This is a genomic window from Pseudomonas monsensis (genome assembly GCF_014268495.2).
Lineage (GTDB): Bacteria > Pseudomonadota > Gammaproteobacteria > Pseudomonadales > Pseudomonadaceae > Aquipseudomonas > Aquipseudomonas monsensis.
Genome location: NZ_CP077087.1, coordinates 2,878,326 through 2,891,040, shown reverse-complemented (window position 1 = coordinate 2,891,040; position 12,715 = coordinate 2,878,326). Strand labels below are relative to the sequence as shown.

The window sequence follows — 12,715 nt, the reverse complement described above, 5'->3', positions numbered from 1 at the left end:
TCTAATCTATCACCTCTATTCTAACCTTCGTCCCGTTAGGCAACTCTCTGCATTGAGCGCCAATACAAGCGCCTGCCCCACGGTTATCACCAGCGGTGATATGCCTTACCGAGGCTCCCTGCCCCCCTTCCTGGAACATGGCGGGCGGATATTCATCACGGTCGAGGCCCGGTCTTGTTTCAATTCCGCGCAAAGAATCACGCCTGCGCGTTGCCGCATTATCTCGATCTATGGTCAACGTGTCAGGCTTTCCTGCGCCGATGGCATCTTCAATATGTTGCGCCGACTCGGGGTAGCGATCTTTGCTGATCGTGACGACTTTTTCAGTACCGCCTGCGCCGCCAGCGGCCCCTTTTACATCAACAACCTTTTCATCTGCTACATGTATAGCCGTCGTGCCTTTTCCGATAGCCCGCCCCGGAAAAATTCCGGCGCCCATCTCGAAAACCACAGCGCCCAATTTTGCAAAGAATCCACCCTCCTGTGCTTTCACAACGGAAGCCATTGATCCAGCAGAATGTAAATTCCCCCATTGAACAGAGCCTACCCAATAGGCCTCTGCTCCCTTGCCTTCACTTCTCAGTTTCTTTATGAGCTCTGAAAATTTTTCATCATCGTCGGCCAAATCGCGTGAGATCTGACGGCAAGTATCAGCTGCTCCTTTACAAAACTCGTCACGCTCCAACTCTCGTTGCTTGTCGAGCGCTTCGTATTTGTCCCTAACCGCCAGCTTTTCCTCGTCAGTGGATTTGCTGTCCATTTCGGCCAGCATCTCTTTCACCTCACGGTGATAAAGGTAGTTATAGGTCGTAGCACTCCCTGCGATGGCGGCCCCTAACTGGGTGTTTCCATCCACTGCGGCGGCCGCTAACACGCCCGTCAGTTGCGACAGCATCACCTGCATCTGATCGTTGCCGCCCGCGAACTTCACAAGAACATTCATCGCGGCTTCGTTCAGACCAGCGGCAGCTGCACCTGTCGCAAAGTCCCCACCCAGCACCTGGGAAATCAAACCACCCATCAACGCATGCGCTACGACTTTTTCTGCGCTGCCTTCTGGGAACTTGAGTGTGTTGTCACCGACAAAGTCAAAGCCGGTCGCCATAGCGACACTGCTCGCCTCACCCAGCAACGCCGCTCCGAAATTGTCACCAAAGCTGCCTCCACCAATAGTGGTAGAGATACCGCTGGAAATGATCGCCCGGCCGGTCGTGCGGATGGCGACATCAGTAATGTTGCTGCTGGTCAGGATATTTGCAGTTTTGCTGCCACCAGCCGCAAACCAGTTGGTGTCTGCATAGTCGAGCATGCCCGCCGTAAACCCAGCGATAGCCGCATTTTTCAAGCTTCCGGCACTGAAGGTCTCCTTGAATGCGGCCCCGAGATCACCCTTGTTATTAATGGTGCTGGTAACGCCCGTGGTTGCCAGACTTGTGGCGACTGCCCCACCGAAGCCACCGCCGACCAGGCCCAGCCCTGCCGGCCCCATCACGAAGGACATCATGATGGCGATTGCGATTTGTGCTGCCGGGCCCAGTCCCGAGTTCTCGTATTTGAAAGACTCGTGAATCTCCTTCACTCGCTGCCAATCCACGTCCCCTCGGGCTTCGGCATCTTTCAACCAGGCCAACTGCGGATCAGCCTTGACCATAGCGTCAATGGTCTGGCTGACGGATTGCTGATTCACATCCTTGATGTCGATTTTCAGGCCATCGACTGCCTTGATAACGATATTGCCCTTGGCGATCATCTGGGTTTGGCGCAAGGTCTCGTCGGTATTGCCGCGACCTTTGGAGGACACCCAGCCAGCGCTGTTGTTGGTCTTGGTATGGTTTTCGTCATGGAGGTCCTTGACCCCCTGAAAAGTAATCGACCCGCCACTGTCCAGTGTGATGTTGTTACCGCTGTCCAGCTTGGCAACCTGATACAGCTGATCACCTTTGCTCGACAGCGTCAGATTGCCACCGGCCTTGATTTCGGAGCCGACGTGCTTAATGTCGGTCACTTCGTCGTGTTGCATCTTCAGCTTGCCGAAGCTGCCTTTCTTCTTCATGTCATACAGCGAGTAATCCGTATCTTGCGCGGCCAGGAGTTCTAGGCGGTCTCCCGCAACCAGGTAGGCTTCATCACCCGCAGTAACGCGGCTGGAAATCACACTGAGGTCTTTGCCCGCCTCGAGTTTGACGTCGCCACCCGCGGTAATACCGGACATAACCTGAGTGACATGATCCTCCTGACGCTTCTCTTTCTTATTCTTGGAGTTCGAATGTTCTTCATCCGCCGCCGAGCTGATCACCAGATTCTCGGTAGCCTTCATCGACACATCACGCTTGGCATCGATCTCACTGGCAATCACATTGATGTCGCGCTTGGCCTCGGCCTTGAAGTCACGTCCGGCATCGATATCTGCGGCCAGTTGAGTGATATCACTGCTGCTTGCCCTTGAACCCAACGAAACGCTGTCATTGACTTGCACGGAGACCACATTGACATCGCGCCCGGCATTAAACGCCATGTCCTGACCGCTTTTCAGCACGCCGCCGATGACGTTGATGTCGTTGGCCGCTTTGACGGTCAGGTCGTTGGCGGCTTCGATTCGCGCTGCGTTATCGGCAAAGTCCTGATGCCGGGTGACGGTGCCGTACTGGTCGTCCATCGAGGTGATGGTTCGTTCGTTGATCACATCGCCGGTGCGAGTGGTCAGGCTGACGTCCTTGCCGGCAATGATGCCGCCGGCCTTGTTGACGATGCTGTTGGTGGCCAGCAGGTCCAGACGATTGCCCGCCTCGATCGAACCGCTGTTGACCAGGTCCTTGCCCGCTGTGGCGGACAGGTTGTTGGTGGCCTTGAGCGTGCCGACGTTGTCGAGGTTTTCACCGGCGATCAGCGTCACATCCTTACCGGCAATCAGCGCACCGGTTGGGCCGAGGCGGCCATTGGCTTGCGCCAGATACACCACCGGCACCAGGACTTTTTCGCCATTCACTTCATGCTCTTCGAGCCAGACGATGTCGTGCGTCAGCGCCGCGACTTGCTGCGAGGTGAGGCCGACGCCGACCGACAGGTTTAGCGCGTCCTTGCTGGCGATGGCGTTGTTCATCAGGTACTTGAACATGCCCTCATTGGAGGTTTGGCCGTCGAGGAAAGCCTGGCCGGTGCGGGCGGTGACGGCTTGCTGGATCAGGCGTTGTTCGTAGAGTCCATCGCCCAGGCGTTTGGCGCTCAGATCGGGGTTGTAGCCGAGTTTGTCGAGCAGGTAGTCGGAACTCATGAACGACTTGAGGTTGGTGAGTGCCGGGTTGGTTTCGATCAGGTATTTGTGCGGATTCGAGGGCGCCGTGGTGTCTGGCAGACCAGTGACACGCGTGACCGGACGGGTGTCGATCGACTCTTTCATGTCGTTGCCGCGGTTGGGCCTGCCCGTGCCCGCAGAACTTTCCGGCACTTTGACTTCGACCGTACTGGCGACGGCCTGAACCATGCTTGGCGTGCGATGGAACGTATCCACGGCGCGGGTGCTATCTGATACCTGCGCAGGGGCATCAATGAACAGGTTGCGCGGCCCGCCACTGCTGGCGGCGACCATATGATCCTGGGCATTCACCGACTCGCTGCCGACCGTCCACGTCGGGGCTGGCCCGGTGTTGCTGGCCGCAGCGCCACTGGTGCCCTGCCCGCTCAAACGAAACAAACCGTTCTCGCCCGTCGGCAGAGCGAAACCCGGCAGGCTCAGCGGATTGACTTGCTGTTGTGCGAGATCGGGCGGCAGCTGGCTGTTGATGCGCACAACGACGGTGCCGCTGTTTCCGACCGAGGTATCGGCAACTTTATTGGTGCCACCGATTGAGCTGTAGTCCTGATGGATAACACTGTTTTCAACTTCGCGGGTGGCGGTGATCGAGACTTTGCCGCCCGCCTGAATCACTGCGTTGCGCGAGTTGTTGGTATCAGCTGCACCGCTGCTGTTAACCGGGTTTTCGACTGCAACGCGGCTCTCGTAAGGCGTCAGTTCGCTCGGTAAGGCGAGCAAATTATTCGGGTCATACATCGATGGCGTTGACGTTTCAAAGCCCGCGCTGAATCCAGACATGGCCCGGCCATATTTACGACTACCGACGTTTTCGCCTGTCTCGGCGTCAACGATGACGATGCCATTGCCCACGGTTTTGGCGATCGCTTTACGGATCAGGCCTTCCGGCGCGATGACGTAGTACACAAACGGGAAATCGGGGTTGTTGCGCTGGTTGTACGGCATGATCACGTCGGCCATGAATTGCGCCGTGGAGCCAGTGCCCATCTCGAAGTTGTACTGACGCGTGACTTCGACGGTGCCGCTCTTGGCACCGATATTCTTCAAGCTGTCGGCGGTGATGCTGATGTTGCCGCCCGCCGCTAGCGTACTTTTGCTGTTGAGGAAGGTGCCGCCGGTGAACGTAAAATCCTTGCCGACGTTGAACACCGCCGAAGCGCTGGTATCGGTGTCGAAGAATTGATAAGTCTCGCGGCTGGCGAGGAAGTTATTAAAGGTGCCGCCAACGCAGTCACCACACGTCGCCGCGATGAACCCGGAAATGAGCTTGCGTTCAACCGACGCCGTCGGCCCTTCTGTGCGGTTTTCAAATACATCGGCGCTCAGCGTGAACCCGCGTCCGCTCTCCATCGAGCCGGAAATGTTGTACACCCCCGCTGCCCGTGCCGCGCCGGCGTACCCGCCGATCACCACATCGCCCAGACCGTAAAAATCACCGTGCTGGTTGGTCAGCGTGCTGACGCCGAGGGTCATGTTATTGCCGCTGAAAATCAGCCCGCGATCATTGAGCAACGAAGGCGTATTGATGATGAGGTTCTGCGCCGCGCCCAAGGTGCCGGTGTTGGCAACGCCGCCCGCGTTGATCGTCAGGTCGTCGCTGGAGGTCATGCGCCCGGCGTTGCTGAGCTGGCCGCCGATATTGAGAGTCGACGCGGCACCCACCGCGAAACTGCCGCCCGCCGCGACGTTCATCTGCGCGGCGGAAAGGTAAGCGCCGCGCTGACTGGTCAAGCGGCCGCTGCCAGCATAGGTTCCGCCGATTTGCATATCGAGGATGCCGTCACTGGCGATCAAGCCATCGTTGCTCCAGTTGCCGCCACGGATCTGCAGGGAATCGGAAGCCAGCAATTTACCGCTGGCGGTCTGGCTGAATTGGCCGACATTGACGTTCAGGCGACCGGCCTGAATGACGTTGGAGTTGCTCCAGCTGTCGGCGTTGAGTTCCAGCAGCCCACCGGTGACGATGCTGCCGCCGGCGCCGATGACATTGGCGGTAGAGATGTCGAACTTGCCGCGCCCGACGTGGTTGAGTTGCCCGCCGGCATTGAGGAGGCCGCCGACAGCCAGGGTCATGTCGGCGTTGGCGGTTTCCAGCACGCCGTTGCGGTTGTCGAGCAAACCGCCGATCTGGAACAGGGTTTTGCCGGTGTTGCCCAGCGAACGCAGACGACCATTCTGGTTGTCGACGCTGGCGGCTTTTACGCTCAGTTGGGTATCGCTTTCGATGACACCCGTGCCGTTACGCAACGCGCCGCTGAGACCGAAATCGATGCGGTTGGCAGCGATCTGCCCGCCAGCGTTTTCCAGATTTGTGCCGGTGACGGCCAACAGTCCTCTCGAATACAGCACACCACTGCTGTTATCCAGCGCTGCCGTGGTAATGCTGCTGTCGGCCGACTGCGCGGAAATCCGCCCGCCGTTGTTGTTCAGCCCAGCCAATGCAGTAAGCGTCAGGCTCTGCGCCTGAATGATGCCGCCCTGGCGATTGTTATTGAGGTCGAAGCCGTTGCGCAGCACACCCACGGTGCGTGCTTCCAGTGCACCCTTGATGCTGGACAGCGTGCCGCCACGGTTATCGATGTTGGCCGCTGTGACAAAGACATTGCCGCTTTGCGCGATGACCTTGCCGCTCTGGTTGTCGAAGTCACCGCTGACTTCAAGGGTCAACGCGCCTTCGCTCTGGATCGAACCTTTGCCGTTACGCAGGCTGGCTGCGCTCAGTTGCACGCCGGCCTTCTGGCTGTAGATCAGACCGTCGGCGCTATTATTGACGGCGCCCGTTGCGGAGATCTGCAACTGGTCGTTCGCCGCGACGGTGCCCTTGTTGCTGTTGTCCAGCGAAGCGGTGCGCGCCTCCAGTGTTTTCTGGCTGGCGATCTGGCCGTTCTGGTTACGCAGATCGGTCACACCCTTGATCAACATCGCGCCGCTGCTCGCCAGTTTGCCGGCGTTGTTGTTCAGCTCGCCGCTCAGGTTGAGGGTGATCGCAGCGTTGCTGGCGATCTGGCCGCCGTTATTGTCCAGACCTGTGGCCGTAGCGGTGAACGCCTGTTCGGCATTGATTGAGCCGCCGGCATTGGTGAACGCTGTGCTGACGACATCCAGTGCCGCGCCGCTGTAAATCAGGCCTTGGCTGTTATTGAGCGCACCGCCCAGCGTCAGGGTTTGCCATGCGCCACTGCTCAGATTGCCTTTGTTGCTGTTGTCGAGACTGTCCGCCTTGAGGTGAAGATTGCCTTGGGCGACTACAGCCCCCGCGTCGCTGTTAAGCAGCGCATTGTTGAGATCGACCGAGACATCGGCGAACTTGCTGGAGAGCGTGCCGCTGTTGCGGTTGTCCAGGCTGTCGGCGTTGACGGTGAGTCCTTGCCAACCGGAGATCAGGCCTTTCTGGTTGACCAGCTCGGTGCCACGCAACAGCAGTTTTTCACCGCTGATGATTTTGCCGGCGCTGTTGTTCACGGCTCGGGCAATCAACTCGAAACCGAGCTTGCTGGAAATCTCACCACTCTGGTTGTTCACGTCACGCAGGCGCTTGAGCGTCAATGGCCCTTGCGCCGTGAGCACGCCGCGCTGGTTGTCGAGATCGCCATTGGCCAGATCGAGAGTGACGGCTTTGTCACCCACGAGGCGTCCGCCGTTCTGGGTCAGGGATGTCAGCTTCAGATCAATGTCACCGCTGGCGGAAACTTCGCCGCCGTCGCTGGAGTCCAGTCCGGTGGCGGCCAGCGTCAGGTTGCCGTGGCTGTTGATCAAGCCACTGTCGCGGTTGTTCAAATCGGCGCTGGTGATCTCGAGAGATTGCGCCGCGCTGATCAGGCCTTTGGTGTCATTGCGCAGCAGACCGTCAACGGTCAGGCCGAGGTCGCCACGGCTGACCAGGTTGCCGCCGCTGTTGTTCAGGCTGGCAGCGCTCGCGTCGATGGCGGCTGCGCCGATCATGCCTTTGACGTTGTCCAGTGCGGCCGCGATGCGCAGGGTCAGGCCCTGATTGCTCAGGAGTTTGCCGTTGCTGTTGGCGAGGCTTTGCGCGGTCAGGGTGAACGCTTCGGCGCTGGAAATTGTGCCGCCCTGGTTGTTGACGCCGTTGAGTTGCTTGAGCAGCAGTGTGCCCGGAGCGTTGATCAAACCGCCGATGTTGTTCAACTGGCCGTGGTTCAGGTCCAGGCTTAGCTGCGTGTTGCTGAACAGCTTGCCGCCCTGTTGATCAAACCCGCTGACCGAAGCCGTCAGCGCGTTCTGACTGCCGATACTGCCATCGCCACTGTTAGTGACCTGGCCGGCAGTGAGGTTCAGGGTGTCGGCGCTGCTCAGTCGACCGTTGCTGTTATCAAAGGCGTCGGTGGTGACCGTGACGGCACCTTTACCGCTGAGCGTGCCCTTTTGACGGTTGTCGAGGCTGGCGCTGTTCAGTACCAGCGCGCCGTCGGTGACGATCTGGCCGCCCTGATTGTCGATGCTGGCGTCGCTGTCCAGCATCAAGTCCGCTGCACTGGACAGACTGCCTTTTACGTTGGTCAGTTTCGCGTTGTTGACCGTCAGCGTGCCTTCGCTGCTGACCTTGCCCGAAGTGTTATCAAAGGCGCCGGTGAGGTTCAACAGCATGCCTTGCTGACTGAGCAATTCGCCGTCGCTGTTAATCAGCGAGCGCCCCTGCAGATTGAACTGCGAGCCCGCATTGATCAGGCCTTTGGTGCGGTTGAGCACTTCATCGACGGTCAGCGTCAGGGCGGTGCCGGTGAAGATTTTGCCGCCGTCGCTGTTATCGAGTTTTTTGCCCGTAATCTGCAAATCGCCGTTGCTGCTGACCTCACCGCCACGGTTGTCCAGGTCAGCGACGGTCAGGGTCATGTCTTTGCTTGAGCCCAGCAGACCGTTCTGCCGATTATCGAACTGATCGGCTTCCAGTTTGAGGACGCCGGTGGCGATCAACTGACCATTCTGGTTGTTGACGGTTTTTGCCTGCGCGCTGGCATCGACCTTGCCGGCGATATTGCCTTCACGGTTGTCCAGTTCGTCAGCAGTAACGGTCAGTTGGCCGTCAGCGATGACCGTGCCGAGTTGGTTATCCAGGGTCTTTTCGGTGGTGAGCAACAACTCGGCGCGACTGCTGATCAGACCTTCGTGGTTGTCCAGACTGCCGCTGTGGCTGTCCAGCGAGGCGGCGGAGATGACGCCTTTGAGGTTGTTCAATGCCGCCGCAATGCGCAACGTCAGGCCCTGCTGACTGAGCAGTTTGCCGTTGCTGTTGTCGAGATCATGCGCGGCGAGCAAGAAGGCTTGCTGACTGGAAATTTCCCCGCCCTGGTTGCTCACGCCGTTGAGGTTTTTCAGCAGCAGCGTGCCGGGGGCATTGATCAAACCGTTCTGGTTGTTCAGTTGGCCATTGTTCAGATCGAGGGTCAGATCAGTCTTGCTGAACAGCTCACCGCCCTGTTGATCCAGCCCGGTGAGCGAAACATCCAGCGCCTGCTGGCTGGCGATGCGGCCGGTGGCGTTGTTGACCTGCCCTGACTTGAGCGTCAGCGCCGCTCCGCTGGAAAGTTTGCCACCCTGGCTGTTGTCAAATCCGCCGGTCTCGACCCGGCTGTTGCCTTGGCCGTAGATCACACCTTTGCGGCTGTTATCAAGACTGCCGCTGTTGACGGTCAGCAGGCTGTCGCTGCTGATAGAACCGGCCTGATTAAGCAAAGCGCCAGTGCTGGAAAGTATCAGGTTGCCGGCACTGCCGAGGCTGCCGTTGCTGTTGTCGATGCGCGCAGCATCGACGGTCAGCGTGCCGTCGCTGCTGATCGCGCCGAGCGAATTGATCAGCGCGTCATCAAGGGTAATCACCAGACCGTTGAGGCTGCTGAGATTGCCGCCGCTGTTGTCCAGCGTGGTGCCGGTAACGGTTACCGCGCCCTTGGTGGCGGCGATCAAGCCTTTGCTCCGGTTGATCAGCTTGGTGACGCTCAGCCCAATGTTACTGCCGGAGAGGATTTTGCCGCCGTCGCCGTTATCCAGACGCAGGCCTTTGACGTTCATCAGCAGGTTGCTGGAGATTTCGCCACTGCGATTGTCGACGTCGTCGACCGAGAGTGTCAGCGCTTTAGTCGTACCGACCAGCCCGCCGTTGCGGTTGTCGAGGGTCTTGCCGGTCAGGCTCAAATTGCCTTGGGCAACCAGCGCACCACCCTGTTGTTGCAGCAGGCCGATGGTTGCCAGCAGGTCGCTCTGACTGGAAATCCGTCCGGCCGCGTTTTGAATTTCGGCAGCGGTCAGGTTGACGGTGCCGACCGCACTGACCAGACCACCGCTGTTATCCAGCCGGGTGCCGACATAAGTCAGGCCAGCCTTGCCGCTGATCACGCCTTTTTCGCGGTTATCCAGTTGCACAACACTCAAGGTCAACTGCTGGTCGGCCTGAATCACCCCGCCCCGGTTGTCGGCGACATCACTGCGCACGGCCAGCGTGCTTTTACCGATGACTTTACCGTCGCTGTTGAGCAAGGTGCCGGCCTGCAGATCGACGGCGCCTTTGGCAGAGATATCACCCTTGTTGCGGTTGTCGAGCGTGCCACTGATGTGTGCAGTCAGGCTGCCATCGCTGACCAGCGCCCCGGCTTCACGGTTGTCCAGACTGGCAGCTTTCAGATTCAGCGAACGCCCCGAACCGAGCGCGCCGTCGCGGTTGTCCAGCGCACCGCCGAGATCGATATTCAGGCCCAGGTCACCGAGAATCTGCCCGCTGTGGTTATCGAGCATGCCGCCAGTGATGGCGATGTTCTGACCGCTGAGCGTACCTTTCCGGTTATTCAGAGAAACGGCGTTGACCGTCAGGTTGCGGCTCGCGGTGAGACTTTTGCTGCTGTTGTCGAGTTCCTGCGCGGTCAGGCTCAGATCACCGTTGGCATTGCGGCTGCCGTCGGCGTTGACGCCCGCCTCGATGGCGCCAGCGTTGGTCAGTTGACCGCCAGCGCTGAGGTTGATGCTGTCGCGGGCCGCGAGGGTCTGACGGTTGGACAGGTTGCCTTGGGTCTGCACATTGAGCGCGGTGCCGGCATAAACCGGGCCGCGTGCGTCGAGGCTGGCAGCCTTGACGTTGACCATACCAGTGGCCGAGGTGTCAGCCAGACTCAACTGGCCGTTGGCATCGAGCTGAATATCACCGCCGCTGGCAATCAGCTTGCCGTCGAGCTTCACCCCGACCCCGGCCTCAGTGCCGACCAGTTTGATCGCCCCGGCATACATTCCGCCGAGGGCTGAGGAGTCGATGGCCAGTTGCGGCTTACCGCTGCCATCATTGGCACGGGCGGTGGCATTGAGAGTTTGTGCATTGACGTCGTTGCGCCCGGCGACAATCGTCAGGTTCTGTGCCTGAATCTCGGCGTTGATTTTCGCGCTGCGGGTGATGATTTCGAAGCGGTCGACATTGGTCGCGTTAAGGCCCGTGCCCTCGATGGCCACCGTGCCCTGATCAACCTGAAAACGATCCAGGCGACCGTTATCGAGCACCGGTTTACCGGTGGTCAAAGTCACGCGCGGCGAATTGATAAAACCGCAACCGTTGCAGGTAATGCCATAAGGGTTGGCGACAATCACCCGCGCCGACTGCCCCGCCACTTCGGTGTAACCGCGCAACTGGCTCGGGTTGCCGCTGATGACTTCGTTGAGAATTGCCTGCGCCGAACCGCTGTTTTTCAGGTTCGGGTTGTCGATGATATGCCCGCCCAACTGGGTGAGATTATTCTGCGTCGAGCCGTTGTTGAGGATCAGTCCTTGCGCGCCGACGTTGTAATCGTGGAACTGGTTGTGCGACAGACCACTGGCGTTGGGCGTGGCGATGTTGATGATCGGCACGCCATTGCCGGCGCGATCAAGCGACGTATTCGGGTTGGCCACGACGATGCCGTCGGCCTGTGCCCACATGGGTTGCCAGAACATGACGTTCGCCAGCACAAATGCCAACCCGCGCTTGGGCATGCCCAAAAAACGCTCACGGTCTTTTACGGCCGCACAAGGTTGGAACGCAAGAAAGGCGAACTGACGAACGTCCATGTCAATGATCTCGAGAAGTTGCTTTAGATGAAGAAGTCGATGCAGAAATAGATCGGTGCTTCGCGCTAGGTCAGCGCGTCCGGCCGTCCCGGGGAATGAGCAACGTCACACCGGCGACGCCCTTGAGCTCGATGCTCTGGATGGGGAACAGCGGGTATCAGTGGCGCCGCCGGGAGTCGATGCTGTGGCGACGAAATAAAGTGGAGACATGCACAGCAAAGCTGCGCACAACCTCGCCGCGAGGGCGGGTGAGGACATGTTCGATCCCTTGAAACGAAAGCGATATCAAAATAGTGGCGCGATATTAGATGGCCATCATTTTGACGTCAATCTTACGTTTCGACCGCCTGTCGCTACGTGCGGGGGATTTTTAGTTTTTGGACGTCACAGCAATTCGTTGATCCGGCTGGCTAACATCGTAAACATGCTGCTCGCAACCCTGCCCGACAAACTGAAACTCCACCAGGTAGACCTTGCTTCGTTCCGGCGTAAAAGTACTGTTCAGCGGCCCGCAGCTATAAGTGTTGCCGGTACCCATTCCGTTGGAACGCCCCGAGACCTCGAAGGGTTCGTCGGCATTGGCTTGCGTTTCCAGCTGAGGGAAATGTTTGAAGGTGGCGCTGTTGGCCGCTTCGTTGAATTTGGCGATCCAGGCGAACACCTTGCCTCGCCCGGAATCCACCACAGTACCCAACACTTCCATTCGCCGATCGGGATCTGAAGCACGGCGGACGGAGAACTCGACAGGGTATGTGTAGCCTGTGGCTTTCATGATGACTTTGGCGTGTTGTTCATCCGTGGTGACTTTTTTTTGTTGAAGTTGGATGCCATCCTTTAAAAGAGTGGGGGAAGAGTCTCTGACGTTCGAATGGCAGCCTGCAATCAGGAAAACCAGTGGAAACAAAAGTCCCGTTCTAATCAATTTTTTATCACCCCGTAAAGACGTAGCGGGCAGGCTTATCGAACTCAATAAACCTGCCCTGCAGCAACCGTTAAATAATGTCCAGAAGCTGTAAGTCCGACTCGACCTGCAAAGCATCCTGTTCAGACAACTGCGACATAAGAAACGCTAACCCATCCACCTCAATAATCCCTTTTATATGGGCGACTGCAAAATCAAAAGCCACCTTGGGCTCTCTACCCGCCGACAACACAAGTCCGGCAGTCTGGAGCATTAAATTTTCAACTGGAGTAACAAAACTTTCCTCCATCTCATTTAATGCATAGCCGACTTCAAGCTCCCCTTCAACCCAGGAAAAACCCGACTTTTTGTTCTTCCTGATTTTAGTTCTGCAGTAAATGGGATAGTAGTAAAACATTCGCTGCATTATCTCTTTATAACTTAAAATCGCAGACATGATGAGT

General features: G+C 58.2%; 3 protein-coding genes. All 3 read right to left on the bottom strand.

All coding sequences use genetic code 11. From position 1 onward, the window contains the following. Position 1 precedes the first annotated feature (1 nt). Entirely contained in the window at positions 2 to 11,350 is an 11,349-nt protein-coding gene (locus HV782_RS12660) for a two-partner secretion domain-containing protein (RefSeq protein ID WP_217890350.1), read from the bottom strand. A 370-nt stretch (positions 11,351 to 11,720) separates the two neighbouring features. Beyond that, entirely contained in the window at positions 11,721 to 12,272 is a 552-nt protein-coding gene (locus HV782_RS12655) for a hypothetical protein (RefSeq protein ID WP_217890360.1), read from the bottom strand. Between the two features lie 70 nt (positions 12,273 to 12,342). Then, positions 12,343 to 12,708 carry a hypothetical protein gene (locus HV782_RS12650; protein ID WP_217890349.1) on the bottom strand — a complete coding sequence of 122 codons (366 nt, stop codon included), beginning with the start codon at positions 12,706 to 12,708 and terminating at the stop codon, positions 12,343 to 12,345. Positions 12,709 to 12,715: the final 7 nt, after the last annotated feature.